This is a genomic window from Curtobacterium sp. LFS079 (assembly GCF_047977865.1).
Taxonomy (GTDB): Bacteria; Actinomycetota; Actinomycetes; order Actinomycetales; family Micrococcaceae; genus Arthrobacter.
On record NZ_JBFPFO010000003.1, the window covers coordinates 134,380 to 159,415 of the forward strand.

The 25,036-nt window shown below is 66.7% G+C and carries 25 protein-coding genes; 14 read left to right on the forward strand and 11 right to left on the reverse strand.

Annotated features, from left to right (window positions below):
• Window positions 1–164 precede the first annotated feature (164 nt).
• Window positions 165–1,103: a LysR family transcriptional regulator gene (locus tag ACNQPB_RS06515; RefSeq protein WP_498750135.1), complete on the forward strand. Its 939-nt coding sequence runs from the start codon at window positions 165–167 to the stop codon at window positions 1,101–1,103.
• Between the two features lie 36 nt (window positions 1,104–1,139).
• Here the strand turns inward: ACNQPB_RS06515 and ACNQPB_RS06520 are convergent, their stop codons facing one another.
• Window positions 1,140–2,597, reverse strand: coding sequence for a GntR family transcriptional regulator (locus ACNQPB_RS06520; protein ID WP_498750136.1), 1,458 nt, complete (start codon window positions 2,595–2,597; stop codon window positions 1,140–1,142).
• Window positions 2,598–2,762: 165 nt separating this feature from the next.
• Between ACNQPB_RS06520 and ACNQPB_RS06525 the strand changes: the two genes are divergently transcribed.
• On the forward strand, window positions 2,763–3,137 hold the full coding sequence (locus ACNQPB_RS06525) for a hypothetical protein (RefSeq protein WP_498750138.1): 375 nt from the start codon (window positions 2,763–2,765) through the stop codon (window positions 3,135–3,137).
• Window positions 3,134–3,310: a hypothetical protein gene (locus ACNQPB_RS06530; RefSeq protein ID WP_498750140.1), complete on the forward strand. Its 177-nt coding sequence runs from the start codon at window positions 3,134–3,136 to the stop codon at window positions 3,308–3,310. Before ACNQPB_RS06525 ends, ACNQPB_RS06530 begins: the two co-directional genes overlap by 4 nt.
• Before the next feature lie 94 nt (window positions 3,311–3,404).
• Here the strand turns inward: ACNQPB_RS06530 and ACNQPB_RS06535 are convergent, their stop codons facing one another.
• Genes ACNQPB_RS06535 through ACNQPB_RS06545 form a run of 3 tightly spaced genes read right to left on the reverse strand, consistent with a single transcriptional unit; the run spans window position 3,405 to window position 5,642 of the window.
• Window positions 3,405–4,562, reverse strand: coding sequence for a M20 family metallopeptidase (locus tag ACNQPB_RS06535; protein WP_498750142.1), 1,158 nt, complete (start codon window positions 4,560–4,562; stop codon window positions 3,405–3,407).
• A complete protein-coding gene (locus ACNQPB_RS06540) occupies window positions 4,552–5,223 on the reverse strand; it encodes a DUF1028 domain-containing protein (RefSeq protein WP_498750144.1) in 672 nt (223 codons plus the stop codon). The genes ACNQPB_RS06535 and ACNQPB_RS06540 overlap by 11 nt, the downstream gene beginning before the upstream one ends.
• Window positions 5,220–5,642: a RidA family protein gene (locus ACNQPB_RS06545; RefSeq protein ID WP_498750146.1), complete on the reverse strand. Its 423-nt coding sequence runs from the start codon at window positions 5,640–5,642 to the stop codon at window positions 5,220–5,222. Before ACNQPB_RS06545 ends, ACNQPB_RS06540 begins: the two co-directional genes overlap by 4 nt.
• Before the next feature lie 130 nt (window positions 5,643–5,772).
• On the opposite strand from ACNQPB_RS06545, the gene ACNQPB_RS06550 reads away from it, so the two are divergent.
• Window positions 5,773–6,687 carry a LysR substrate-binding domain-containing protein gene (locus ACNQPB_RS06550; protein WP_498750148.1) on the forward strand — a complete coding sequence of 305 codons (915 nt, stop codon included), beginning with the start codon at window positions 5,773–5,775 and terminating at the stop codon, window positions 6,685–6,687.
• Window positions 6,688–6,762: 75 nt separating this feature from the next.
• On the opposite strand, the gene ACNQPB_RS06555 is transcribed toward ACNQPB_RS06550, so the two are convergent.
• Both ACNQPB_RS06555 and ACNQPB_RS06560 read right to left on the reverse strand, forming a co-directional pair.
• A complete protein-coding gene (locus ACNQPB_RS06555; RefSeq protein ID WP_498750150.1) occupies window positions 6,763–7,377 on the reverse strand; it encodes a TetR/AcrR family transcriptional regulator in 615 nt (204 codons plus the stop codon).
• A gap of 90 nt (window positions 7,378–7,467) precedes the next feature.
• On the reverse strand, window positions 7,468–9,450 hold the full coding sequence (locus ACNQPB_RS06560; RefSeq protein ID WP_498750151.1) for a primary-amine oxidase: 1,983 nt from the start codon (window positions 9,448–9,450) through the stop codon (window positions 7,468–7,470).
• Window positions 9,451–9,570: 120 nt separating this feature from the next.
• Here ACNQPB_RS06560 and ACNQPB_RS06565 point away from each other — a divergent pair, with 120 nt between their 5' ends.
• From ACNQPB_RS06565 to ACNQPB_RS06590, 6 genes are all read left to right on the forward strand, one after another.
• Entirely contained in the window at window positions 9,571–10,041 is a 471-nt protein-coding gene (locus ACNQPB_RS06565; protein WP_498750153.1) for a hypothetical protein, read from the forward strand.
• 31 nt (window positions 10,042–10,072) lie between these two features.
• On the forward strand, window positions 10,073–11,566 hold the full coding sequence (locus ACNQPB_RS06570; RefSeq protein ID WP_498750155.1) for an aldehyde dehydrogenase family protein: 1,494 nt from the start codon (window positions 10,073–10,075) through the stop codon (window positions 11,564–11,566).
• Window positions 11,567–11,736: 170 nt separating this feature from the next.
• Window positions 11,737–13,161 (forward strand): purine-cytosine permease family protein, encoded by a 1,425-nt coding sequence (locus tag ACNQPB_RS06575; RefSeq protein WP_498750157.1) that lies wholly within the window; start codon window positions 11,737–11,739, stop codon window positions 13,159–13,161.
• Complete coding sequence (locus ACNQPB_RS06580) at window positions 13,158–14,849, forward strand: amidohydrolase (protein ID WP_498750159.1); 1,692 nt, start codon at window positions 13,158–13,160, stop codon at window positions 14,847–14,849. The genes ACNQPB_RS06575 and ACNQPB_RS06580 overlap by 4 nt, the downstream gene beginning before the upstream one ends.
• Window positions 14,850–14,878: 29 nt before the next feature.
• Window positions 14,879–16,414, forward strand: coding sequence for an APC family permease (locus ACNQPB_RS06585; RefSeq protein WP_498750160.1), 1,536 nt, complete (start codon window positions 14,879–14,881; stop codon window positions 16,412–16,414).
• Window positions 16,411–17,217: an SDR family NAD(P)-dependent oxidoreductase gene (locus ACNQPB_RS06590; RefSeq protein WP_498750162.1), complete on the forward strand. Its 807-nt coding sequence runs from the start codon at window positions 16,411–16,413 to the stop codon at window positions 17,215–17,217. The genes ACNQPB_RS06585 and ACNQPB_RS06590 overlap by 4 nt, the downstream gene beginning before the upstream one ends.
• Here the strand turns inward: ACNQPB_RS06590 and ACNQPB_RS06595 are convergent.
• Window positions 17,153–18,235, reverse strand: a complete 1,083-nt coding sequence (locus tag ACNQPB_RS06595) for an FUSC family protein (RefSeq protein WP_498750163.1) — start codon at window positions 18,233–18,235, stop codon at window positions 17,153–17,155. The genes ACNQPB_RS06590 and ACNQPB_RS06595 overlap by 65 nt on opposite strands.
• Before the next feature lie 113 nt (window positions 18,236–18,348).
• On the opposite strand from ACNQPB_RS06595, the gene ACNQPB_RS06600 reads away from it, so the two are divergent.
• Window positions 18,349–18,795 (forward strand): SRPBCC family protein, encoded by a 447-nt coding sequence (locus ACNQPB_RS06600; RefSeq protein ID WP_498750165.1) that lies wholly within the window; start codon window positions 18,349–18,351, stop codon window positions 18,793–18,795.
• On the opposite strand, the gene ACNQPB_RS06605 is transcribed toward ACNQPB_RS06600, so the two are convergent.
• Entirely contained in the window at window positions 18,792–20,246 is a 1,455-nt protein-coding gene (locus ACNQPB_RS06605) for an MFS transporter (RefSeq protein ID WP_498750166.1), read from the reverse strand. The genes ACNQPB_RS06600 and ACNQPB_RS06605 overlap by 4 nt on opposite strands.
• A gap of 100 nt (window positions 20,247–20,346) precedes the next feature.
• Here ACNQPB_RS06605 and ACNQPB_RS06610 point away from each other — a divergent pair, with 100 nt between their 5' ends.
• Window positions 20,347–20,901, forward strand: coding sequence for a TetR/AcrR family transcriptional regulator (locus tag ACNQPB_RS06610; RefSeq protein WP_498750168.1), 555 nt, complete (start codon window positions 20,347–20,349; stop codon window positions 20,899–20,901).
• A gap of 6 nt (window positions 20,902–20,907) precedes the next feature.
• Here the strand turns inward: ACNQPB_RS06610 and ACNQPB_RS06615 are convergent, their stop codons facing one another.
• The 3 genes from ACNQPB_RS06615 to ACNQPB_RS06625 form a co-directional block, all read right to left on the reverse strand.
• Window positions 20,908–21,309 carry a VOC family protein gene (locus tag ACNQPB_RS06615; RefSeq protein WP_498750170.1) on the reverse strand — a complete coding sequence of 134 codons (402 nt, stop codon included), beginning with the start codon at window positions 21,307–21,309 and terminating at the stop codon, window positions 20,908–20,910.
• Window positions 21,310–21,354: 45 nt separating this feature from the next.
• On the reverse strand, window positions 21,355–22,941 hold the full coding sequence (locus ACNQPB_RS06620; protein ID WP_498750172.1) for an MFS transporter: 1,587 nt from the start codon (window positions 22,939–22,941) through the stop codon (window positions 21,355–21,357).
• A gap of 212 nt (window positions 22,942–23,153) precedes the next feature.
• Window positions 23,154–23,966 (reverse strand): putative protein N(5)-glutamine methyltransferase, encoded by an 813-nt coding sequence (locus ACNQPB_RS06625; RefSeq protein ID WP_498750173.1) that lies wholly within the window; start codon window positions 23,964–23,966, stop codon window positions 23,154–23,156.
• A 436-nt stretch (window positions 23,967–24,402) separates the two neighbouring features.
• On the opposite strand from ACNQPB_RS06625, the gene ACNQPB_RS06630 reads away from it, so the two are divergent.
• Both ACNQPB_RS06630 and ACNQPB_RS06635 read left to right on the forward strand, forming a co-directional pair.
• A complete protein-coding gene (locus ACNQPB_RS06630) occupies window positions 24,403–24,597 on the forward strand; it encodes a hypothetical protein (protein WP_498750175.1) in 195 nt (64 codons plus the stop codon).
• A 94-nt stretch (window positions 24,598–24,691) separates the two neighbouring features.
• Window positions 24,692–24,946: a hypothetical protein gene (locus tag ACNQPB_RS06635; protein ID WP_498750177.1), complete on the forward strand. Its 255-nt coding sequence runs from the start codon at window positions 24,692–24,694 to the stop codon at window positions 24,944–24,946.
• Window positions 24,947–25,036 lie beyond the last annotated feature (90 nt).

Here is a 25,036-nt window from a genome sequence, read left to right on the forward strand (position 1 = left end):
CAATGTTGGATATCTAGCGGGGGATGTAGAAATGCTTCATTCACTGTGTTTGAGAGGCGAGATTGATCACCGAAGCTAGGGAAATCATGCTGCGCGTCGCCAGTATTGGCGGCTTTCTCGGGAAGCATGCATAGAATTAACCATTCGTACTGAAGGGTGAAGAATTGCTAAACGACGACCACGCAAGTCTTTTCGATATCCGTCGCCTGGCCTTGCTGGTCGAAGTCGTGGAGCAAGGGTCCATCACGGCTGCTGCCGAGCTGATGTTGTACACCCCCTCCGCTGTTTCCCAACAACTCAGGAAGCTTGAGCAGGAAGTCGGCCAGCCATTGCTGAACCGGCGTTCCCGTGGCGTGGTGCCAACGGAGGCAGGTCAGGTTCTGGCCGGTCACGCACGAAAGATCGTCGGACAGATGAAAGCCGCCCAGGCCGACCTCCAGCAAATCGCGGGACTAAGGAGAGGTTCGCTGGCCGTAGGCACCTTCCCCACTCTTGCCGGTTCGTTCCTCCCCTTGGTGATCCGGGCTTTCAAGAAGAGGTACCCCGCCATCGGCCTGTCCTTGCGGAGCGCCCGCTTCGAAGAACTCGTCAATGACCTCCAGTCCGGACTCACCGGCCTGTGCTTGCTCTGGGACTATCCTTGGAATCGCTTCCACGATGACAGCATCCGCTTGACAGAGGTTTTTCAGGAAAGCACCGTGCTCCTGGTATCGCGCAGTCATCCACTCGCCGACCGGGAAGAGATCCGGATGGAGGAATTGCGCAAGGAATCATGGATAGTCCGCGCTGAGGCCCACCCCGTGGTGGAAGTGCTGCAACGCTCCGCCCATGCTGCTGGCTTTGAACCGACCATCGGCTTCCTGGCCAACGATTACCAGGAAGCCCAGGCCATGGTCAGTGTCGGCATGGGAGTAGCTATGGTGCCCAAGACCGCAGTCGCCCTGCAGCACCCGGATGTCCGGGTCATCAGCCTTGGCCCCGATGCACCACTCCGGCGGGTGTTGCTGGCCCAGCGCCAGGACAAGGTCTACGCCCCGGCGGAGGTAGCCTTCCAATCAACTTTGCTGGAGATCGCACGGGAACGGGCTGCGGACTACCTGTAACGGTGCTTGACAGGCACGGGTGGAGCAGGCGACGGTTCAGCGGGATGCATCAGCGGCGTTCTGTCCGGTGCTTACTGCGAGGCAGAGACTCCACGGGAGCGCTGGGAGAGCGATTCTCCGTTCAGCCTGTTGGTATGGGGAAAGGGTTCCACCGACGAGGCTGGCCGTGTTGGTTGCGAGAATGACGTCGTTCTGGTCCACGATGCATGTGTTTGGCGGCAAGGACCGAAGGAACGGGGCGAATTCAGTCTGGAGGCGGCTGACGAGAACGTCTACGGCAGCCACGCCTGCCATCCTGCCCGCCCTCGCGACACGTTTGGCGAAGGTGACGACGTGCTCGTTGGTTCCGAGGGCGTCGATGTAGGCGTAGGTGGTGTGGATCGTGTCATCGGCCTCGTGCGTAGGCCACCATGGTGTCGTCGAGTAGTCATAGAACTCCGGACCCACTTCGAATTCGAACCGCTGCGGCGATTCCGGGCCCGACGGGAGGTAGCACCAGATGGAACCTGGTTTGCCGAAGAAGGACGGATCGGCGATGAATCCCGTCCCGTACAGTGCCGGCATGGCCTTCAGATTCTGGCGCGCTACGTCATAGACGCTCTCCAATTCATCCAGCCTGCCGCTCCGTGCGCGGTCAAGGTCGGCTTGGGCGGCTTCCTCGACAGTCCGGATCGACGCTGCTGCGGTCCCTTCGAGGCTCGCAGCGAACGATTCGACGGCGGAAACTGCGCTATCGACGCCCTCGCTTCCGGGCGGTGTGCCTGGTGGCGGAGGTTCCATGGACATCCTCAGGTCGATGAGGCGGTTCATGTCTTGGCGGACATGCTGTTCGGCCAGGGAACGCGCCTGGATGGTGTCCCCGGCCCGGATTGCGTCCACGATCATCGCGTGCTCTTTCGCGGCCGCGCGCCGGCGGTCAGCAGCCCCGGCCCATACCAATGCCCCGACCTCGGCCTGCATCCTCATCTCCTGGCGGGTGAACAGGACGGACCCCGATGTGGCCGCAAGCTCGATGTGGAACCGGCTGTCCGCCCGCATCATTTCGGCCGGTGTCTGCGCGGTCTCGATCGTCGTGGCCATCGACGCGAGGCGCCCGATGGCGATCTGCTGCGACCGGCCGGCCGCCACCGTGGCGGCCGACCCTGCCAGGAAGGCCCGGTATTCCCGGATGTCGCGCAGATCCTCGAGGGAGTAGGCGGCGAGGGCTTCCCGGTGGGCCCTGGCCAGATCTCCGGTGCCCGCCCTCACGAAGCTTCCACCGCCCTTGCCGCGTCGTGTTTCCAGAAGACCCAGATGACGAAGCTCGGCGAGGGCGGTTCGCAGGGTCATGGTGGAGACGCGCATCCTTGCCGCCAGCTCGCTTTCACTGGGAAGCTGGGCCCCGTCCTCGAGCACGCCCAGCTCAATCGCATGACGGAGTCGAAGGGCGATCTCCTCGCCACGCTCAGCAGTCTCCAACGGCGCGAATGCGAGTTGCTCTTTCCAGCTGGCCATGGCCCACGCTCCTGAACCGTGTAGTTGATGATCAAAAACTTTGACATCTAACCTTCGATGTCTATTGACATCTAACATCAGAGTTCTAAACTCAAGTGTATCAAAGGGGCGGGGGAACGGAGCCCCTGAACCGCTCAGATCATCACCAAGGAGCCGATGGTCAAGATGGATAGCACCGATGTCGTCCACGTCTGGCACCGAGCCGGAAACCTTACACCGGTCGAACGCCTCAGCCGCTACGCCCAGGCACTCACGGCAGACTGCCCGATCGGGGACTACCGGACCTTGGATGATGCGCAGGAGGACCGGGCGATCCTCGCCCTGTTCCGCGTGGACCGACCCCACGCGACCATTGCCTCCCTGCACCAGGTGCCGCCCCTGGCCCTCTCCGGCTACTATCAGATGCTTCATGACCTTGCCCGCGAGGGGTTCGGGCCGGACGCTGGCTTCCATGCCGGAGCCCCCCGTTTCGGCCATTCACCCGACACCGGACTCCGCCAGCCCGTGTACACCCCCGCTTTCAGTGGAGGCGAACGATGAAGCGCCGCAGTCTCGGAGCCCTCAATGCTCCGACGTTCGCCCTCGGGGGTACACGCATCCAGACAGTCCTCCCCCACCTGCTGGAGCCCGTGCGGGCCTGGGCCAACAAACCGGAAACTTCGGATGCCCTGATGGGAGAACTCGACGCCGACATCTTCCCTGACTTCGCCTGAGGCCGCTCGAACACCCGCCGCGAGCACGGCAGCCTCGGGGACCGCGAAGTCCCCGAGGCTGCCTACTGGCATCGAGCGGCCCGGAACCGCCTGGCTAGTCCGCCAGGAAGTCCAGCGCTGTCAGCGCAAGGGCGGCAGCGCCGTCGTGAATTGCCTGGTTAGCCGCCTCCCCGACACAGTGCGCGGCGAACTCGGGCTGGTGATTGGCCGCGGGGAAGCAGCCCAAGCCGATGTACGGGTGGATGGCCGGGACAACCTGCGACACGTTGCCCATGTCGGTTGATGCCCGGTTCATGGTCGCCTGTTCGGGCGGCGCGTTGAAGTCCCTGCCCAGGGATTCCGCGTGCCGGATGTACAGCTCCAGCGCCCGCTGATCGGTGCGGAATTCCGAATAGGGTTCGGATTCCGGGGTGACCGAGAGTTCGCAGCCGGACGCCACGGCACCGGCTGCGAAGCAGCGATGGACCCGCTGCTCCAGCTCGCCCAGCTGCGCGAGAGATTCGGCGCGGACGTACCAGCGGCCTTCGGTTTTTTCGGGGATGGCGTTGGGTGCTTCGCCGCCGCGGGTCTGGATGCCGTGGACGCGGGTGCCGGACGGCAGCTGCTGGCGGAGCAGACCCAGGGCAACCTGGGCGACCACGAAGGCATCGTTGGCGTTGACGCCCTGCTCGGGATAGGCCGCCGCGTGCGCCGACTTTCCGCGGTATTCCACATGGTTGTGGGCCACGGCGAAGGGCCGCGCCTCGGCGGAGTCCACCGGGCTGGGGTGGGCCATCATGGCCAGGTCCAGGCCCAGGAAGGCGCCCTTCTTGAGCAGCTCGATCTTCCCGCCGCCGCCTTCTTCCGCGGGGGTTCCGTAAACCTCCACCGTCAGGTCCCGCTCGGCGGCAAACTCCGCCAGGGCGACGGCGGCACCGCAGGAGACCGCGGTGATGATGTTGTGGCCGCAGGCGTGGCCCAGGCCGGGAAGCGCGTCGTACTCCGCCATGAGCCCGACGCGCCGCGAGCCGTTCCCGACGACGGCGCGGATCGCCGTCGGGAAGCCCAGATACCCTTCCTCGACGGCGAAACCGTGCCCGGCCAGGTAGGCGGCAGTCCAGCCGGCGGCGCGGTGCTCCTGCCAGCCGAGCTCCGGGTTGGCGTGCAGCGTCTCTGAAAGCCCGACCAAAGCAGGCTGCTGCCCGGCGACCGACTCGAGGACCCGGGCCCGGGTCTGGGTGCCCGCATTCAGCGCGGCCGCCTCAGCGCTCATCGCCGGGCACTCCGTAACCCACGGAGGCCGCGGGGTCGAGGCCGCGCACCACGTAGTCGTTGCGCTGCGGAAGCCAGACGTCCAGCAGCTTGCCGAGCTCGGCGATCGGGTCCTCGTGCCAGTCGACGCGCAGGTCCGTGTCCCGCCAGCCGTGGCCGGAGACCACCGACATGCCGGCCGAGCGCACCGGCCCAGCCTCTCCACCGGCCGCCTCGCCCGCGCGGAGGGCGGCCATCAGCCGGACCTCCAGCTCGCCGTCTGCGGCTTCAAAGGCATCGCAGAGAGCCTGCACCACCCCGGGGCCGGCAAGCATGTTGCCCGCGGCCACGCTGTTGGTGCCGCGGCCCTCGCCGATCACGCCCAGCGAATGCCCGCCGCTGAATACCGCGGAACCGCCGCGGGCGTCAAGGACCACCAGCTGCCGGTAGGCGGCGGCGGGGGATTCGTGCACGACGGCGTCCACCGCCTCCTGCGCGGAGTATCCCGCCTGGAGGCGGTCGAGCAGTGCGGTGCCGAGCCGGGGGTCGGTGATGTTCTGCGAGCTGGCGGCCCCGACGCCGTCGCGCAGGTGCGCGCAGCGGGCGGCGACGGCGGGCGAGGAGGAGGAAACCGCGAGGCCGAACCTGCCGTTTCCGTCGGTGGCTGCGATGCTGAAGGTCATGCCGCGCCCTCCGAAGAAATCACGGCGGTGGCATCGATTTCCACGAGCCATTCCGGCCTGGCGAGTGCCGAGACGACGATGCCTGTGGAGACCGGGAACACGCCCTTGAGCCAACGGCCCATGGTGCGGTAGACGGGCTCGCGGTAGCGCGGATCGATGATGTAGACGGTGACCTTGACGATGTCTTCGAGGCTGCTGCCGGCTTCCTTGAGCAGCATGTCGATGTTGGCCATGGCCTTCTCTGCCTGGGCCTCGACGTCGCCGATGCCCACGGACTCCCGCGTTTCCAGGTCCTGTCCGATCTGGCCCCGGAGGTAGACAACGCCATTGGCCACCACGGCCTGGCAGAGGTCGTTGTCCAGATTCTGTTCCGGGTAGGTTTCCTTCGTGTTGAACGTACGGATGCGCTGATGCTTCACGGGCCGCTGCCTCTTCGATTCGGTGGGTGGATGCTTTTGAATCAGCTTCCCGCCGGTCCCCGGAATCTGTCCAACAGTCCTTTTAGAACGGTTGTATCGAAAAAACAGATGAATTGGCTATGCTCGTGGAATGGACGTCACCCTCACCCAACTGCGGTATTTCGTCGAGGCCGCGGCCCGGCTTTCCATGACGGGTGCTTCCGTCCGGCTGAACGTTGCACAGTCCGCGGTGTCGGCCGCAATCGCCCAGCTGGAACGCCATGTGGGAACCCAGTTCTTCATTCGGCAGCGCTCCAAGGGCCTGGTCCTCACGCCCGCGGGCGAGCTGTTCCTGCGTGATGCGCAGTCCATCCTGGCCCACGTCGAGGAAAGCCTTGACCATGCGCGCGGGGAAACCCAAAGCGTTGCCGGGCGCATCCGCGTGGCCTGCTTCAGCACCCTGGCGCCGTTCCTGCTTCCGGGCATCCTGAGCAAGCTGCGGGAAGACCACCCCGCCCTGGAAGTGGATGTCATCGAAGCCGACACCTCGGGTTGCGTTGCGGCGCTGCTCAGCGGGCAGGCCGACCTCGCCCTGTGCTACGAACTGGACCTCCCCGAGGCGATCGCAACCTCCGTGGTCGATTCCGCCAGGCCCTACTTGGCAGTCCCGTCGGACCACAAGCTTGCCAGTGCGGGCAGGGTGAAACTGTCCGCCCTCAAGGATGAGCCCTTTGTGCTGCTGGACCTGCCGCACAGCCGCGACCTCATGCTGTCCATCGCCCGCTTGGGCGGCCGGGAGCCGGACGTCAGGTTCCGTTCGGCAAGCTACGAAACCGTGCGCACCTTCGTGGCGCGGGGCCTGGGCTATTCGATCCTGCACCAGCGCCCGCAGCACGGCTTGACCTACGACGGCGGCAAGCTGGCAACGGTGGAAATCCAGGACGACGTGCCGGAGCTGAGGACGGTGCTCGCCTACCTGCGGACACAGCGCCCCACAGCGCGGGTACGTGCCGTGGCTCAGGCGGTCCGGCACCAGATCGTCGCGGCGAAGGCGGCGCGGGGCTAGTTGCTCCTGGAGTGCCCGATTAGACGGTTCCCGCACCATTCGACGGCGGCCACCGTCTAGTAGTACGGGAACCGTCTAATCGGGTGGCAGAGTTTCCGAGGCCACAAGCCGCGCCAGCGCCCGCTCCACCAGGTGCCTTTGCCGGGACCCTGTGACACTGTCCGGGTCCAGCATGGAGGTCACATGCAGGCCCATCATGATGTTCAGCAGCTCGTCGGCAACCGCATCCGGGTCGGCCAAAGGTGCGCATTCGCCGTCGTGCTCCGCCTGGGCGAGGAAGTCCATCAACAGGCCACGCCAATGCAGCAGCGCCTCCCGGCCCACGGCGCGCAGCGCATCCTCGGTCTGGGCCCGCTGCCAGAAGGACACGGCGACGCGCGCCTCGACCACGGTCAGCGGGTCCGCCGGGATGATCTCGAGGCACATGCTGCGCAGCGCTGCGAGGCCGCGGCGGCCGGCGGTGCCGGAGGCAATGCGTTCGTTGGTGCGCTCGCAGATCAGTTCGTAGGACGCCAGGAGCAGCGCGTCCTTGTTGGGAAAATAGTGGGCCAGCACGCCTGGTGCGGCGTATCCGCATTCCCGTGCGATGTCGCGCATGCTGGCGTTCTCGATGCCCTGCCCGGCGATCAGCCGCCACGTGGTTTCGATGATCGCACGGCGCCGTTCCTGGTGGTCGACCAAGCGGGGCATGCTGCTCCTTTCCGGATGCCGGGATTTCGGGATGCCGCGGACGGGACGTGCGACGACGGCCGGGCACGGGCCCCGGCCGTCGCCACACTATCAGTGGCAGCTCGGCGTGCTGTTTGCGGCGGATGTGGTGTTTGTGGCTGACGCGGCGCAATGGCCTGCGGACGACGGCGGCACGTTGAGCGTGGGGTTGGTGTCGAAGAAGCCGTGCGGCTTCAGCGTGAAGCCGGTGGTGTCCACGGGCATCACGGGCCAGTCCTCCGGGCGCGGGAAATGCGTCAGGCCGAAGGAGTGCCACACCACCAGGTCCTGGCCGTCGATGTCGCGGTCCTGCGCCACGTAGGCCGGCAGTCCGGCGCCGCCCGGGTGCTGGTTGACGAAGTCGCCCGCCGCGTAGAGCTCGTCCTCGGCGTGCCGGGTGACCCAGAGGTGGTGCCGGGCGAACGCGGCGCGCGAGGCGATCGAGGAATCGTCCGCCATGGCCAGGGTGGGCTGTCCTTCGGGGTAGAGGGTGTAGCCCACGGGGTGGCCGAGCTGGTTCAAGGACTCCGGGTTGCTGATGTGCCAGGCGCGTCCCTTGCTGCCGTCGGCGTCGCGCACGCCCTCCGATTCGCGCGCCAACAGGGTCCGCTTCTGGGTGAAGGCGTTGCCGTGCGGGTTGCCCGGACCCTTGGGCAGGCGCACGAGGTCCAGTTCCTCCACGCGGTTCGTGTCGCCGTCGAGCATCATGTCCAGGCGGGCGCTGAAAAGGTGCTGGTGGTAGGGCGCGCCCAGGCCGGGGGCGATTTCGGAGGCGTAGGCGTAGGAGTTGTCCGGCAGGGCCGCCGTGAACACGATGCCGGTGGCCTTTGCTTCGAACTCGATGGTGCCGTCCAGGTAGAGGTACCAGTAGAAGCCGTAGTCGTAGTTGCCTACCGTGGTGAAGAAGGAGACCACCAGGCGGCGGTTGCGGCGCACCTCGTTGGAGCCGGCCCATTCGTCCGTGTGCTTCCACAGGATGCCGGCGTCCTCTTCGTGGATGCAGATGCCGTTCTCGATCGTGCGCGGGTTGCCGAAGTCGTCCGCCACCACAGGGGACATGTAGGTGATGTCGCCCAGGCAGTCGCAGCCGAGCCTGAGCGAGTTCGCGTCCCGGCCGACCAGGTATTCGCCGGAATCGAAGTAGTTCTGCCAGCTCCGGTACGGGGACGGATCGCCATAGGGAACCACCATCTCGGAGATCGACGCGCGGTGCACCACCGGGCGCCGCCGGCCGCTGTGCGTGTGGTGGAGCTGGTGCAGCACCAGTCCTTCGCGGGCATCGAAGCCGACCCGCAGGTCCCAGCCGGCCCAAGAGAGGTGGTTGCCCACCAAGGTGAAGCTGGGGCCGTCGGGCTGGGTGATCTCAATCGGTTTCAGGTCCGTGCGCAGTTCCCCGTGGATGGCCGGCTCGGTGTAGTTTCCGTTGATCTCCGGGACCGGGACGGGGCCGTCGTCGATCAGGTGGTCCACCCGCCGTTTCTCGACGTCGACGAACGCCACCAGGCCGTCGATCGGATGTGCCCAGGCGTGGTCGCCCGGGTGGTCCTGCCGGAAGCCGAGGCCGCGGAGCAGGCGCTTGCCCTCCTCGTTTTCGTACTCGAAAACGCCGGCGGAGAGCGGCGCGACGCGCACCTGCTCCGGCGTCAGGCCCCTCGATGCGAGGGCGGCGTTCCACTGCGGGTCCGCGGCGAGGATGTCCTCGATGATCCCGAACTCTTCGATCAGTACCGGCAGTTGGCCGTCGACGGCGGGATCCAGCTCGCGCTTCTCAAGGACAGTGCCGCTCGTGAGGGACAGCCGGACGTCGAGGGAGCGGGACAGGGCCGCATCCCACAGCATTGCCCGCACTGTGCGGTCTGGCGCCGCGCCCGCGCCCGGGGCCGTGTAGAGGGCGGATTTCGGCGGCTCAACCAGGCCGACGTAGGCGAAGCGGGCGGTGTCGGCCACCAGGCCTGCGTCCGCGAGGATCCGGCGGACCTGGTGGATTTCCGGGCCCGAGAGCTGCTCAAGCGGGTGCTGCGCCAAGGTGGCCAAGGGGGTCGTTTGAAGGGTCATGGCACTTCCTGAAGTCTGATTTTGATGGTACAACTGTTCAACCAACGCTTTGATGTTAGCCACCTCACAGCCCCGGCGTAAAGTCCTTCGCTTGTTCGGCGCCGGGCAGGCAGGAAATCCATGGACCACGCAGCAGTACCGCACGCGGCCCGCGCCGGGCGCGCCCGGATTCCGGCGGGTATCGTCGGCGCATCCGTGGGCGCCGGAGCCGCCGCCCACGTGGCAGCCGCCCTGGCCACGCCTGCCGGGGCCATGACCTGGCTGATGGCGGCGATGGGTGTGGCCTGCCTGGCCTGCGCTTCCCCGATGGCCGCCCGGCCGCTCTGTGCGGGACGGGCTGCCGGGCATCTGCTCGCCATGAGCGCCGCCATGATCCTCATCCACCTGGTGCTGCTGGCATCGTCCGGCGCCGGGGGACACCACGGAGCGGGCGGGGCGGCCTCGGCTTTGCCCGGCCATTCGGGCTCCATGCTCGTCCTCATCGCCGTCGAACTGGCCTGCATGGCAGGCGCTTCCGCGGCGCTCCGCCTGCATCGGTCCGCCCAAATGAAGCATCCACGAACGACCTTCCAACCCCACAAGCAAGCCTGAAACCACAAGCAACCCTGAAAAAGGAGCAACCATGAACACCACTTCCGCCACTCTTTCCCTCGGCTGGCAGGGCCGGGCTGACGCCCTGGCGATCGACGGCCGCGCCTTCGTGGACGGTCGCCGGACATCCGCCGGGCAACCGCCGCGCCCCACCATCAGCCCCATCGACGGGCGGGTCCTCGCCGAGCTGAGCGCGTGCACTGCCGCCGACGTCGACCGTGCGGTTGCCGCGGCACGGCGCGCTTTCCCTGCCTGGTGCCGTCTGGGGGCCGAGGGGCGGAAGGGGCTGCTGTTGGCGCTGGCCGCGCTGATGGAGCGCCACGCCGATGAGCTGGCACTGCTGGAAACCCTGGACAGCGGAAAGCCGATCCTGCAGACCACCACCGTGGACGTCCCGGGAGCCATCTCCACCCTGCGCTGGTACGCGGAGGCTGCCGACAAGCAGAGCGGGGAACTGCCGGCGGTACCTTCGGGGGCCACGGCGCTCGTCACACGCGAGCCTCTGGGCGTCGTTGCCGCCATCGTGCCCTGGAACTTTCCGCTGGAGATCGCCGTCTGGAAGCTCGCTCCCGCGCTGGCGGCCGGGAACACCCTGGTGCTCAAGCCTGCTGAGCAGACCTCCCTCAGTGTCCTGCGGCTGGCCGAACTGGCCGGCGAGGCAGGACTCCCGGACGGCGTGCTGAACGTCGTCACCGGTTCGGGCCGCGAGGTAGGAGTTGCGCTGGCGCACCACATGGACGTCGACGCGCTGGCGTTCACCGGCTCGACGGCCGTTTCCAGGACCTTGCTTGAAGCGTCCGGGCGCAGCAACCTCAAGCGGCTCAGCCTCGAGGCCGGAGGCAAGAGCTCCAACATCATTTTCGCGGACACGGATGACCTCGCCGCCGCAGCTGCCAAGGCCGCCTTCGGGGCGTTCTACAACCAGGGGCAGGTGTGCTCGGCCAACTCGCGGATCCTGGTCCAGCGGGAAGTCCATGACGAGTTCGCGGCCCTGCTCGCCGGTGCCGCGGCCGGCTACGCGCCGGCGGATCCGCTGGCCGGCCTGGAAGGCAACGGGGCGCTGATCAGCAGCGCGCACGCCGACGACGTCGAACGCTGGATCACGCGCGGCCGCACCGAAGGTGAGGTGCTTTTCGGCGGCGAACGCCGGGAAATCCGCGGCTCCGACGCGTACCTCGAGCCCACACTGCTGGGCGGCCTGGCTGCGGACCACGACGTCCACCGGGAGGAGATCTTCGGGCCGGTGGCCGTGCTGCAGGCCTTCGAGACCGAGGAGGAAGCGGTGCGGCTGGCCAACGCCACAGACTACGGCCTGGCCGCCTCCGTGTGGACATCCAACCTCTCCCGCGCCCACCGGGTGGCGGGGGAACTGCTGGCCGGCACGGTCTCGGTTAACACCGTGGATGCCTTGGGCAACACCACGCCATTCGGCGGCTTCAAGCAGTCCGGCTTCGGGCGCGATCTGTCCCTGCACGCCTTCGACAACTACACGGCCCCCAAGACGACGTGGATCCAGTTCGGCTAAGTGCATCGGAGAAAGTGATGATCCACATCGCCATTCCCTTATTTACGTGATGCAACTCACGCTCCTACGCTGGTCCTGACAGCAGAGCAGGCCGGCCCGCAGAGAATCCAGGGGGAGGGCCAGCCGCCAAATCTGCAAGCATCCGTCCAATTTCCTAAGGACTGCCTTTCATGAAAACGATGCTCCGTTCACGGCTTTTCGAAATCGAACAGGAATCCATTGCCCCCATCCCCGAGGAAGCGCGGCATGGCCGTTCCCGGGAACTCTTCACCATCTGGTTCGGCATGAACATGACACCGCTGACCGTGGTGACCGGCGCGACCGCCACCACGCTCCTCGGCCTTCCCATGGCGGGGGCGCTGCTTGCCATCCTGCTGGGCCACGCCTTGGGCGGCATCGGAATGGCCCTGCACGCCGCCCAGGGGCCGCAGCTGGGCGTTCCGCAAATGCTCCAGGCCCGCGGCCAGTTCGGTTCGCGCGGCGCAAGCCTCATTGTGCTCGTGGCGATCCTGATGTTCGTCGGGTACTTCTCCTCGAACCTGATTGTTTCCTCGGACTCCACCACGGCACTGCTGCCGGAAGCCAGCGGGACCGGCCTGATCGTCGGCTGCGCCGCGCTGAGCTTCGCCATCGCGGCGTTCGGCTACAACTTGGTCCGCAAGGTCACTGAGCTGGGAGCGTACATCGTCGGCGCCCTGGTGCTGGTTTCCTTCGTCGCCTTGCTTGCCAGCGGCGACTTCTGGGCGCAAATGAACCACGGCGACTTCACCTGGACCGGCTTCCTGGCAATGCTGGCCATCGGAATCGTCTGGCAGCTGACCTATGCACCCTACGTGTCGGACTATTCCCGCTACATGCCGGCCAGGACCGGCACCCGGGGCGCCTTCTGGGGAACGTACCTGGGCTGCGTACTCTCCAGCGCCCTGCTGATGATCCTGGGTGCCGGCGTCGGGCTCGCCGTGGCGGGTGCGGACACCATGACCGGGCTCAACGGCATCCTCGGCCCGGTGCTCGGCGTCGTGGTCCTGGTGGGGTTCGCGTTGGTGGCTGCCGCCGGAAACTCCGTCAACGCCTACTGCAGCGCATTGTGCGCCCTGACGTTCGTGGAAACCTTCTTCAGCGGCTGGCGCCCGGGAGCCAAGGCCCGCCTGGCCACCTCCCTGGTGCTCCACGTGCTGGGCGTGGCCCTGGCGCTCGCCGCGGCCACGAGCTTCGCCTCGTCCTACTTCAGCTTCCTCAGCGTGCTGCTTTACGTCCTCATCCCGTGGTCCGCCGTCAACCTGGTGGACTACTACGTGATCCGTCACGGTTCCTACGCGGTGGATGAGTTCTACGCTTCCGACGGCGGCCGCTACGGGCGGTGGAACGCAGGTTCCCTGATCGTCTTCGCCATCGGCGTGCTCGCCCAGGTTCCGTTCATGGCGACGCCCTTCTACACGGGTGCCGTGGCCGAGGCGATGGGCGGGATCGACATCGCCTGGCTGGTGGGTCTCAGCGTGAGCGCGCTTGCCTACATCGCGATCGCCCGCACCGCCCCCGCACTGGTGCGGCTCGGGCCCGGCTCCAGCAAGACCTACACGAAAGTAACGCCATGACCCACGCAGACTGGATTTTCGACGGCGGCCCCGTCCACACGATGGACCCGTCCCGTCCCCTGAGCGACGCCGTTGCCGTGGCCGGCGGCAGGATCGTGGCCCTCGGCGCGGACGCCGCCGCCTGGCGCGGACCGGCGACCGAGCATATTGACCTCGCGGGCAAGGCGCTGATCCCCGGCTTCCAGGATGCACATGTCCATCCGCTGGCCGGCGGGATGCAGATGCTCGGCTGCGACCTCTCCGGCGTCCACTCGCTGGTGGAGTACCGGACCCTGATCGCGGACTTTGCCCGCACGCACCAGCGCGACCAGTGGATCCAGGGGGCGGGCTGGTACGGGGACGTGTTCGACGGCGGCTTCCCGCACCACGCGCTGCTGGACGAGCTGGTGCCGGACCGGCCGGTGTTCCTCATCAGCCATGACGGCCACGGCGCCTGGGTGAACTCGCGGGCACTTGAACTCGCCGGGATCACGGACAGCACCCCGAACCCGGACGGCGGCATCATCGCCCGCGACGGCGCAGGCTCGGCCACCGGCATGCTCATCGAGCACGCCGCAGACCTCGTGTCCGCCCTCATCCCGGAGCCGGACGAACAGCACGTCCGGCGGGCGCTGCTCACCGCGCAGTCTTACCTGCACTCCCTGGGCGTCACCGCTTGGCAGGATGCCGCCGTCGGGCAGGCCCTGGGAATGCCGGATTCCTTCGGGCACTACCTGGCCCTGGAAGCGGACGGGCTCCTGACTGCCACGGTGACCGGGGCCCTCTGGTGGGAGCGGGGTCGTGGCCTGGAGCAGATCGAACTGTTCAAGGAACGCAGGTCCGCGGCGCGCGGACGCTTCCGGGCCACCGCCGTGAAGATCATGGTGGACGGCGTCTGCGAAAACCTCACCGCGGCCATGACCAGGCCGTACAAAGGGCACCCCCACGAACTGGGCATGAGCCTGATCCTGGCGGACGACTTGGCGCGGATTGTCCGGGCGCTTGATGCCGAGGGATTCGATCTGCACCTGCACGCCGTGGGGGACCAGGCTGTACGCGACTGCGTCACCGCCCTCGAGCTGCCCGGCCGCCAGGGGTGGGATCCGCGGCACCAGATCGCACACCTGGACCTGGTGGACCCTGCCGACGTTGCCCGCTTCGCGGCGACCGGCGCCATCGCGAACATCCAGCCGCTCTGGGCGCGGCAGGATCCCGTGCTGGTGGAGACGAAGCTGCCCTATCTGGACGAGGCACACCAGCGGGTCCATTTTGCCTTCGAAACGCTGCGCCGCGCCGGCGTCGGGCTGGCCATCGGCAGCGACTGGCCCGTCTCCAGCCCGGATCCGCTGTGGGGAATCCACACCGCGGTGAACCGCACGGCGCCGCCCGCCGACCCCCACGCCAGGGACGCGCGTTCGCAGAACGAGCCGCTCCTGCCGGCGGAGGCCATCACCCTCACCGCAGCGCTTGCCGCCCACACTACCGGCGCCGCGCGCGCCAACCGGCTCGAGGCGGAACGCGGATCCATCCGTGAGGGGAGGGCGGCGGACCTGGTGGTGCTCGACGCCGACCCGTACGCCGTTGAGGCCGCCGCGCTGGGCGGGATCGGCGTCGAACTCACGCTCGCCGGCGGGCGCGCCGTTTACAGCCGCGCGGACGGTGCCGCACTGTCCACTCCTCTCGCGCAGTCCACCCACCTTGCGCAGTAGCAAACTCAAGCAGTAGCAAAGGACCGATCATGGATCAGCCAACAGCCCAAACAAGCCTTGCCCAAACAAGCCTTGCCCAAGAGCAAAGCAAGCATCTGCAGAAATCCCTCGGCCGCTTCGACATCCTGTTGCTGGTGGTCGCGGCCGTCATCTCGGTGGAGGTCTTGGGCCAAGTGTCGGGTTTCGGCGGCGAAACCTTCACCTGGACCCTCATCCTGGCGGTCACTTTCATGGTGCCGTACGGCCTGATCTTCGCCGAGACCGGCGGTGCGTTCACCGAGGAGGGTGGGGTGTACGTCTGGACGAAAATGGCCTACGGCCGCGTGGTCGCTGCCATCACCTCCCTGTTCACCTGGGTCACCCAGCCGGTGTGGGTGGGCGGCGCCATGTCCTTCGTCGCGGTGGAAACCTGGTCCGAGTACGTGGGCCACGTCGAAGCCGGCAGTGTGGGGGACTACATCTTCAAGCTCGTGTTCATCTGGATCACGGTGACCTCCGCCGTCATCAGCCTGAAGCACGGCAAATGGCTGCCCTCGCTCGGCGCGATCCTCAAGGTGATGTTCCTGACCTTCTTCATCATCGTCACCCTGGTCTACGGGCTGCAGCACGGCTTCAACGGACTGGACCTCGGCTTCTTCTCGCCCACTCTGGCAGGCTTCCTGGGCGTCACACCGCTGCTGCTGTTCTCCTTCCTCGGCTTCGAATCCGGCAACAGCGCCGCCGGCGAGATGAAGAACCCGGCCAAGGACGTCCCGATCTCCGTGGGACGCTCATCCATGATTGCCGCCGCCAGCTACCTGCTCCCGATCCTGGCCATCCTGCTGGTGGTCCCGCTGGACCAGATCACCGGCATCGGCGGCCTGTTCGGCGCGGTGGCCACCGTCTACACCGTGTTCGGCCCGGCCGCGCAGGCCATGCTGGCGGTCTCAGCCATCATCTTCTGCTTCGTACTGGTGTCCCAGGGCGCCGCATGGATGATCATCAGCGACCGCATGCAGGCCATGGCAGCCGCCGACGGTTCATTCTTCGGAGGCTTCTTCGGCCGCTTCCATCCCAAACTGGGCACGCCGATCCGCGTCAACACCCTCTCCGGCGTCGTGGCCACCCTGTTCATGTTCGCCGCCATGCAGCTCAGCGGCACCAGCAGCGCACTGTTCGGCGTGGTCCTGGCCATCGCCATCTCCACTTTCCTGCTCAGCTACCTCTTCGCGGTTCCCGCGGCTGTGAGGCTGCGGAGCAAGTTCCCGCACGCCGAGCGGCCCTTCAAGGTCCCCGTGTCCGACGCCGTCTTCCGGGTCCTCGGCGCCATCTGCTTCCTGTGGATCCTGGTGGGTTCGTGGGTGGCCGTGTTCCCCGGAACCCTGGAGGTCCTCTTCGGCCTGGAGTACGACTTCGAAGCCGTCTGGGGCGTCTCCCAGTTCACCTTCGAGGCCTTCGCACTGGGCACGCTCGCCTGCATCCTGGCCTTGGGACTTGTGGGCTATGCCCGCGGCAGGAAGGTCCGCGAAGCCGCCGGTCAGAGCAGCGTCCCGTCTGCCGAAGGCAGGACTACGCTTGGCGTATGACCGCCATTGCGAACGCCTTGACCGCACTCGTCACCGGGGCTACCGCCGGGCTGGGGGCTGAGTTCGCGCGGCAGCTCGCCGAGGAGGGCCACCACCTTGTCCTCGTGGCGCGCGACGCCGGCCGGCTCCGTGCGACAGCGGAAGTCCTGGAACGCGATTACAGCATCTCCGCTGAGGTGCTTCCCGCGGACCTGGCCGACGACGCCGGGGTGGCCGCCGTCGTCGGACGCCTCCTGGACGCGGGGCGTCCGGTGGACGTGCTGGTCAACAACGCCGGCATCGGCCTGCTGCACTCCTTCGAGAAGAACAGCGTCGACGACGAAAAGCGGCACCTGCGCCTCCACGTCCAGACCCCTTTGGAACTGTGCCACGCCGCGCTGCAAGGCATGCTGGAGCGCGGCTCGGGCAGGATCATCAATGTGGCCAGCGTGGCGGCGTTCGCCAACAGGGGGAGCTACTCCGCCGCCAAGGCCTGGCAGGTGAGCTTCAGCCGCTGGGCGAACTTGGCCTACGCGGCCCGCGGGGTGAAGGTGACGGCGCTCTGCCCGGGCTTCGTCCACACCGAATTCCACGACCGCATGGGCATGGACAAGTCCGTGGCCCCCCGGTGGATGTGGCTCAAGCCGGAGCGAGTGGTGAGTGAGGCACTGGCGGACAACGACGCCGGCAAGGCCATCTCGATTCCCACTAAGCGCTACAAGGTGGTGACCGCCGTCGCGCGCGTCCTGCCCGCGCGGCTTACGGCAGGCCCGCCCCGGAGGCCGCTGCCGGCTTCCCGGAACGGCGCTTCCGCGAACGGATGAGGACCACCACGGCGATGCCGGTCAGCGCGCCCACGAGGGTTTCCGCGGCGCGCTCCGCCAGCAGCCGCCCGGGGTCCACGGGCGCGCCAAGCTCGGTCATCAGCAGGATCACGGGCGTGAAGAACACCATGGCCCAGCCGTAGTGCCGGGTCATGAACAGCTCGGTGCAGAACTGGCAGATGATTACCAGGGAGACGAGCACCGCCGTCGCCGGGACGTACTGCAGAGGGGAGAGCGGGCCGGGGAAAAGCACCACCGCCACTACGCCCAGGCCCAGGAAGGTGCCCACAATGCGGTGGATGCCGCGGTTGACGGCACTGGGCATGTCCGCGCCGGCAAGCGGGACCGCCGCGGCGGCCATCGCCCAGTGCGGATAGCCGCTGCCGCTCAGCACCCCGACCGCACCGGCAACACCGACCGCCGTCATGTAGCGGGCGGCATGCACGACGGCGGCCTGCCGGAGTCCCGGCGTCAGGCGCGGCGCGCGACGCGTGGCGCCGGACTTCCAGGCTCGGACCCGGAGCCAGCCCGCGAATCCGACGAGCAGCGAGAACGACGCCGAGACCGCCGCGATCAGCACGGCCACTCCGAAGGGGACAGCCAGGGGGACGGAGGCGCAGGCGCCGAGCGCGAGGATGCCGAAGAACGGCCCGTTGGGTTTGAGCCGCACCCGGTCGGAGTAGACGGATCCCACCCCGGCCAACAGGGCCTCCACCACAACCAGTGCCCAGGAGTGGATGTGGTTCACCGCAAGGAAAGTTCCCACGGTGACGCCGCCCAGCAGGACCACCGCCGCCTGGAGCTGGTGCTTGAGCCGCAGCTGGTGGTTTTCATTCCTGCCGTACATTGCGGTGAGCCCGCCGAAGACTGCGTACAACGTGAGTTCGGGCCGGCCGATCGCCAGCAGGAACAGCGTGGGTACCGCCACGCTGAGCGCAACGCGGACGGCGGAGAGGCGGTCGTTGTTCGCCGGGCCGATCGAGTTGAGGTCCCGGGCGAGGGAGAGAAGCTTGCGCACCGGGATACCGCCATTCTTCCTGTGACCGGGCCTTCCGGAAAAGTACCAAACCGCGCGGACGCGCCGCTATCAGCCCGGTCACAATGTGCGCAGCGTCATGGCAGGATCGTCACATGACGGTCTCCTTCACCTGCCGGACCCGGCTGGCCATGACCCCGGAGCAGGCGTTCGACCTCTCCCGCAGCGTCGACGTCCACCTGGGCTCGATGGCCAAGTCCCGGGAACGGGCGGTGGCCGGGGTGACGGCCGGCCTGATGTCCCTGGACGACGTGGTGACCTGGCGGGCCCGGCATTTCGGGCTGCCACTCCGGATGACCAGCCGGATCACGCAGTTCAGCTTCCCGGATTCCTTCACCGACGAGCAGCAGCGCGGTCCGTTCCGTGCCTTCCGGCACCTTCACGAGTTTGTGCCCGACGGCGGCGGCACCCTGATGATCGACTACGTCGAGTTCACTGCGCCGTTCGGAGTGCTCGGCCGGATCGTCGAGAAGGCCTTCCTGGGCCGCTACCTGCAGCGCCTGATCGAAGAGCGGAACAGGTATTTGCAGGGGTTGGTTTAGTCGACAGAGGCGGCGGGCTCGAGGACGGGGATGTCCTTTGGGGTGGCGCGCCGCTGGGCGATGAGGATGACAAGGCTGACGAAGGCCGCCGCGGCGTAGAAGATCGTCGCAACTTGAAAGACCATCGAATACCCCTGGGCCGCGGTGGAGGCAACAGGACCCTGATCGTCGTGGACCGCGGCTCCGAACACCACGGTCAGGAGCGCCAGTCCGATGGAACCGCCGAGCTGGTGGGCCGTGTTAACCAAGCCCGAAGCTGCGCCGGCGTCGGAGGGTTCGACGTCGGCCATGCCGAAGTCCGTAAGCAAGATGATCGCGATACCTTGTCCGATCCCGAGGACGATAAGCGGGAGGACGATCTGTGGGAAGTACTCCGTGGTCGCGTCGATTCGGCTGAGCCATGCCATCCCGGCCAACGCCACGATGAGGGAGGCGAGCAGCAGGACGGGCTTGCTGATCCTCGGGGCGAGGAATCGGACCACATACACCATGGCGAAGAACATCGCCGTGATCGGGATGTAGGCGAAGCCGGTCATCAGCGGGCTGTAGCCGCGGACGGTCTGCAGGTATTGGCTGAGGAAGTAGAAGGTGGAGAACATCGCGCCGACGATGAGGATGCGGCCGAGGTAGGCGCCCGTGCGCTGGACGCTGGCGAACAGCCGCAAGGGGACGATCGGCTGCTTTTGGCGTAGTTCGATGAACACGAAGGCCACGATGAGGACAATCGCGGAAGCCAGGGGTACCAGCGTGTATGCGCTGCCCCATCCAAGCTCGGCGGCATCGACCAGCCCGTAGACAAGGGCGGACATACCCAAGGTAATGGCCAGCGCGCCGGGGACGTCGATGCGGCCGGCTCGGCGCTCCGTTTCCTGCAGGTAGCGGGGCGAGAGGGCGAGTATCAGTATCCCGATCGGGATGTTCACCAGCAAGCCCCACCGCCACGACACGTACTGGGTGAAGATGCCGCCGACGATGATGCCGACACTGGCGCCGGCGCCAATCACGGCGCTGTAGATCGCGATCGCGCGGGAACGCTCCTCTGGCGCCGGGAAGCTGGTGATCAGGAGCGCCAGCGTGGACGGGATGGCAAATGCGGACGCCAGGCCCTGCAACGCCCGCGCGGCGATGAGGACACCGGCCGACGGCGCGATCCCGGCGAGAAGGGACGCGGCGGTGAACACTGCGGTACCTGCGACGAACACCCGACGCCGACCTGCAAGATCGCCAAAACGAGCACCAAGCAGCAGCAGTCCGCCGAACACGAGAACGTAACTGTTCTGAATCCAGGATAGGGACGAGTCAGTGAAGCCGAGCTCCTGCTTGATGTGGGTGAGCGCCGTGGTGACGATCGAGGCGTCGAGCGTCATCATGAGCTGGCAGCCCAGGATGACCGCGAGGACGATCGTCCGGTGCCGGGCGCTGGTTGTTGGTTGTGCCGATAAAACGGACATGCGCATCTCCGATCAAAAGTAACTAACGAGTTGGTTACTTCAGTAGAGCACTCGGTCCGACAGGATGCAACTAACCAGTTACTTGCTCTAGAATGTGGATATGGCCAGAGACTCCGAAGCGACCCGCACCCGCATCCTCGACGCTGCCGAGGCAGAGTTTACGACTTACGGCATCGCGGGTGCCCGCGTCGACCGGATCGCCGAGACAGCTCCGGCGAACAAGGCCATGATCTACAGGTACTTCGGCACGAAGGAAGAACTGTTCGATGCAGTCTTCGCCATCCGGGTGCTCGCCTTTGTCGACCAGGTCGACTTCGATGCGACAGACCTGCCCGGCTACGCCGGACGTGCGTTCGATCTCTACGAGCTCTACCCCAACACCCTTCGGCTGACCACCTGGTACCAGCTGGAGCGCGCCGACGGAAAGCTGCCCGCGATCATGGAGTCCAACAACGCGAAGCTCGCCAAGATCGAGGAAGCGCAGAAGGCCGGGAAACTGACCACGGCGTACTCACCGCTCGAACTGCTTACCGAGGTCCGGGCCCTTTCGATGAGTTGGCACCTCCACACCCCCGAGCTCGCTCTCGTCCGCCGGCCTGGTCGCGCGCGCTGCCGGGAAGTCGTCGTCGAGAGCGTCCGGCGCCTGGTGAGCTAGCAGCCCCTACTCCGCCACCAGCTCCACCTCGTAGCCGTCCGAGTTGATCAGGAAGGCTGCGTAGTGCTCCGGGCCGCCGGCGTGCGGGTACTTGTCCGCATAGAGCTCGAACCAGTCCGAGTCCACGGCGAGGTTCCGCAGCCGGTCCACGTTCTCCCGGTTGCCGCCGTGGAAGGCAACGTGGTTCATGCCGGCGTCGGTGCGCCGGTGGATGGTGCTGGTGAGGTCCGGGGACTGCTCGACCACCACGTAGGCGGAGCCCAGTGCCCAGCTGCAGCCGTTGGGCCATTGCTTGAACGGGGTGTAGCCGAGTTCGGTGAGCAGCCAGCCCCACTCGGCCGCGGCGCGCTCAAAATGCGGGACCCAGATTTCCAAGTGGTGGAGCGAGCCCACAGCTGCATCGGCCATCTGCCGAGTCTACGGCGATGGCCGATGCGCCGGTAGAAGCTGCCCTCAGCGACCAGCCGCCGGAGCCGCGCCGACCAGCTCCGGTGCGGGGCCGTCGTCGAACGGCATCTCGTCCAGGTCGATCAGCGGGTTCTCGTCCTGGGTGGCCACCAGCTCGCGGGCCTCCGCCGGGGTATCCACGCTCGGCATGGAACCCGGGAGCGGACGCTGGGCCGATTCCTTCAGGAAGTAGATGGCCACCGCACCCACCACGGAGGTGCCCATGAGGTAGTAGGCGGGCATCATGTCGTTGCCCGTGCCCTGGATCAGGGCGTCCACGATGAACGGCGTGGTGCCGCCGAAGATCGCGACAGAGAAGTTGTAGGCGATGCCCATTCCGCCGTAGCGGCTCGACGTCGGGAACAGCGCCGGGAGGGCGGAGGCCAGGTTGGCCACGTAGAACGTCACCGGGAACGCGATGAGTGCCAGACCGGCCAGGGTGGACCAGATTTCGCCGATGCCGATCAGCAGGAACGCGGGCACCGAGAACGCGATGGTGCTGATCGCACCGATCCACAGCACGGGGCGGCGGCCGATCCGGTCCGAGAGCTTGCCGGTGAGCGGGATGCACAGGGCCATGACCACCAGCACCGGGATGGTCAGCAGGGTGCCGTGGACGGGATCGTAGCCCTTGGACGTGGTGAGGTACGTGGGCATGTAAGAGGTCAGGGCGTAGCCCACGGTGTTGGCGGCCGCGGCGAGGATCATGGCCAGCAGGATCTGGCGCCAGTACGCCTTGATGATGCCGATCGGGCCCTTGGCCACGGCGGCGTCACCGGCGGCGGCCTCGGCGGCGTGGGCTTCCTGGGCGTCCAGGGTGGCCTGGAACTGCGGGGACTCCTCGATCTTGTTCCGGAAGTACACGGCGATCGCGCCGAGCGGTCCGGCAATCAAGAACGGCAGGCGCCAGCCCCAGTCCTCCATGGCGGACTGGCCCAAGGTGAGCTGCAGGATCGAGACAAGGGCGGCACCGAGGGCGAAGCCGATGTAGGAACCCATGTCCAGGAAGCTCGCGAAGTAGCCGCGGCGCTTGTCCGGTGCGTACTCGCTGACGAACGTGGTGGCGCCGGCGTATTCACCACCGGTGGAGAAGCCCTGGATGAGCTTGAGCACCACCAGCAGGCCGGCGGCCCAGATACCGATCTGTGCGTAGCCGGGCAGGAGCCCGACGGCGAAGGTGCTTGCCGCCATGAGCAGCAGTGTCGCGGCTAGCACCTTCTGGCGGCCCACCTTGTCGCCCAGCCAGCCGAACACCACGCCGCCGAGCGGGCGGGCGATGAAGGTGGCGGCGAACGTTCCAAGGAGGAAAAGCGTTTGGACCGAGGGATCGGCTTCGGGAAGGAAGACCGGACCCATGGTGGTGATCAGGTAGCCAAAGACACCGACGTCATACCATTCCATGGTGTTGCCGACGATGGTTCCGCCGAGGGCTTTCTTGAGCATCGGCTGGTCCACGACGTTGACGTCGGAAACCTTCAGCCGGCGGCGGACGGGAAACTTCAATTTTGCGGAACCGCGGGGTGTGGGTGCGGTGGAACCGGAGGCGTTCCTGGCGCCTGTCGGAGAGTCGGTGATGCTTTGGTCTGTGGGCATTTGGGCCCCTCCTAAGGAGGTCATTTGCTTGCGACGTACAGCTGCCCCGCTCCGGGCAGGGTTTCAATTTTACGCGGGTCGCGGTGATACTAAGGGTTCCGACCCCGCTGCTCGGGTATTTTCGGAGCCGATTTGTTGCGTATTGCGGAACGGATTCCATCGTGGAAGCCGCGGAATCCTGCGGATTTCCGGCCTTCGCGTGGAGTCGTTACCTAATCGTGACCTTTGCGGGCTGATTCCGGCCGGATTCCAAGGACCACGGTGGCATCCAGCTCTTCCGAATGCGCCACCCGGGTGAGCAGGCCTGCGTCCCTGAACAGGGCTGCTGTCGCCGCTGCCTGCCGGACGCTTGTTTCGATCAGCAGGCGGCCGCCCGGTGCCAGCCACAGCGGAGCCTCCGCGACGGTCCGCCGCTGCACCGCCAAGCCGTCCGACCCGCCGTCGAGCGCTACCAGCGGCTCATGCAGACGGGCTTCCTGGGGCATGGTCCCGATGTCCGTCGAGGGCACATACGGGGCGTTGACCAGCAGCACATCAACGCGGCCCCGCAGAGACGGCGGAAGCGCCGCATAAAGATCGCCTTCGTGGACCAACCCGCCGGCTGCCTCGACGTTGCGGCGCGCGCAGCGGACAGCGGCGGGATCGATGTCCGCCGCATGCAGCTCGATTCCCGGAACCTCTGCCGCAAGGGCTGCACCCACCGCGCCGGTGCCGCAGCAGAGGTCGACGACGGCGGAGCCGGGCCGTGCTAACCGCGCACCCAGCTCGACGAGGTACTCCGTGCGGCGGCGCGGGACGAAGACGCCCGGATCAACGGCGATGCGCAGGCCGCGGAAACCGGCCCAGCCGAGGACCTGCTCGAGGGGGAAGCCGGCGATGCGCTGTTCGGCCATCCGTTCCAGGTCCGCCAGCGAATCAGCTTCGGCGAGGAGCAGCGTGGCCTCTTCTTCGGCGAAAACGCAGCCCGCGGAACGGAGGCGCAGGGTGAGTGCGGAATGGGTGGGTTGCACAGGGGATGTGGTCATAGGAGAGCCTTTCGGGATACCGAGGGGTGCTCTCCGGCCGGCTAAGCCAGGCTGGGAAGTGACTGCGGAGGGAGCACCCTGATTGCCATTGCGTTGATGGGTCTCACCTCCTGGATCCGGGACCCGGTACGGGTCGTCTGAGTTGCAATGCTAGCCGATGTCACGAAAAGTCGGGGGTTCACAAGGGCCCGTGAGTCTGCCTAGGGTAGTGGGCATGGGAACACTGATTTTTGAGTAGACTGGCCGGCCCGGGCTTCCCGCGCCGCTGCGTTTGATCCGAACAAAAATCCACGCCTGTTGAGGCCATGCCTCAGCGTCGTTCCCTTTTCCCGCATCCGGAACCAGCTTTCACCTTAAGTTCCGCAGCAAAAAAGGCACTTTGAACGACGCATCTCCGGCACCTCTGACGGCATTTGAAAGCTAAGGAGAGCACTTTATGACTGCGGATTCCGCGAACAAGCCCGCCCGGGACGACGGCGTCATGTCCAAACTGAGCGATGCCCAGAAGGAGATGCTGGAACGGAAGTCCCGCGGCGGCTCCGGCCCCGGCTGGCAGAGCACCGGCCGCGGCCAGAAGCCTACGCACGCGAGCGGAAAACTCGCCAAGACCGAGAAGAAGGTCCGCTGGTAACGCACCGTTGCTGACAGGCACAGGCCCTGGAAGTACCCTGAAAGACCTTTCGTTTCACCTGCGTACCCCAGAAACACCGCGGAAAGGAAGAACAATGGCCGACAACCCAGCACGTATCAATCCGGAGCTCGCCGAGCACCTGGCCGGAGCCATGGACATGGCCCCGATGCCGGAACCCGCCGCCGTAACCCCCACCCTTGCTTCGGCCAACGGGACCGGCTGGCCGGACGGGAACGGCAAGCACCGGCACCCCAAGGAACGCGGCGCCAGCCACGGACGTTCCGGCCAGGGCGCAGCCGTGACGGCAGTGCACCGAACCAGCCGTCCGCAGATGCCGCACTCCTCCTAGCAAGCGCGTCCTGCGCCGGGTAACCAACCCACCACGCCGGCCCAACTGACTCGCATTCAAGGCCGTTTTGAGCCCTCAAAACGGCCGCAA

Coding starts and splice junctions, on each gene's coding strand:
- ACNQPB_RS06580 (WP_498750159.1), top strand. CDS start 13,158: ATGACCCACGCAGACTGGATTTTCGACGGCGGCCCCGTCCACACGATG.
- ACNQPB_RS06530 (WP_498750140.1), top strand. CDS start 3,134: ATGAAGCGCCGCAGTCTCGGAGCCCTCAATGCTCCGACGTTCGCCCTC.
- ACNQPB_RS06590 (WP_498750162.1), top strand. CDS start 16,411: ATGACCGCCATTGCGAACGCCTTGACCGCACTCGTCACCGGGGCTACC.
- ACNQPB_RS06605 (WP_498750166.1), bottom strand. CDS start 20,246: ATGTCCGTTTTATCGGCACAACCAACAACCAGCGCCCGGCACCGGACG.
- ACNQPB_RS06550 (WP_498750148.1), top strand. CDS start 5,773: ATGGACGTCACCCTCACCCAACTGCGGTATTTCGTCGAGGCCGCGGCC.
- ACNQPB_RS06615 (WP_498750170.1), bottom strand. CDS start 21,309: ATGGCCGATGCAGCTGTGGGCTCGCTCCACCACTTGGAAATCTGGGTC.
- ACNQPB_RS06555 (WP_498750150.1), bottom strand. CDS start 7,377: ATGCCCCGCTTGGTCGACCACCAGGAACGGCGCCGTGCGATCATCGAA.
- ACNQPB_RS06610 (WP_498750168.1), top strand. CDS start 20,347: ATGGCCAGAGACTCCGAAGCGACCCGCACCCGCATCCTCGACGCTGCC.
- ACNQPB_RS06575 (WP_498750157.1), top strand. CDS start 11,737: ATGAAAACGATGCTCCGTTCACGGCTTTTCGAAATCGAACAGGAATCC.
- ACNQPB_RS06540 (WP_498750144.1), bottom strand. CDS start 5,223: ATGACCTTCAGCATCGCAGCCACCGACGGAAACGGCAGGTTCGGCCTC.
- ACNQPB_RS06630 (WP_498750175.1), top strand. CDS start 24,403: ATGACTGCGGATTCCGCGAACAAGCCCGCCCGGGACGACGGCGTCATG.
- ACNQPB_RS06525 (WP_498750138.1), top strand. CDS start 2,763: ATGGATAGCACCGATGTCGTCCACGTCTGGCACCGAGCCGGAAACCTT.
- ACNQPB_RS06585 (WP_498750160.1), top strand. CDS start 14,879: ATGGATCAGCCAACAGCCCAAACAAGCCTTGCCCAAACAAGCCTTGCC.
- ACNQPB_RS06565 (WP_498750153.1), top strand. CDS start 9,571: ATGGACCACGCAGCAGTACCGCACGCGGCCCGCGCCGGGCGCGCCCGG.
- ACNQPB_RS06635 (WP_498750177.1), top strand. CDS start 24,692: ATGGCCGACAACCCAGCACGTATCAATCCGGAGCTCGCCGAGCACCTG.
- ACNQPB_RS06620 (WP_498750172.1), bottom strand. CDS start 22,941: ATGCCCACAGACCAAAGCATCACCGACTCTCCGACAGGCGCCAGGAAC.
- ACNQPB_RS06535 (WP_498750142.1), bottom strand. CDS start 4,562: ATGAGCGCTGAGGCGGCCGCGCTGAATGCGGGCACCCAGACCCGGGCC.
- ACNQPB_RS06520 (WP_498750136.1), bottom strand. CDS start 2,597: ATGGCCAGCTGGAAAGAGCAACTCGCATTCGCGCCGTTGGAGACTGCT.
- ACNQPB_RS06570 (WP_498750155.1), top strand. CDS start 10,073: ATGAACACCACTTCCGCCACTCTTTCCCTCGGCTGGCAGGGCCGGGCT.
- ACNQPB_RS06625 (WP_498750173.1), bottom strand. CDS start 23,966: ATGACCACATCCCCTGTGCAACCCACCCATTCCGCACTCACCCTGCGC.
- ACNQPB_RS06560 (WP_498750151.1), bottom strand. CDS start 9,450: ATGACCCTTCAAACGACCCCCTTGGCCACCTTGGCGCAGCACCCGCTT.
- ACNQPB_RS06600 (WP_498750165.1), top strand. CDS start 18,349: ATGACGGTCTCCTTCACCTGCCGGACCCGGCTGGCCATGACCCCGGAG.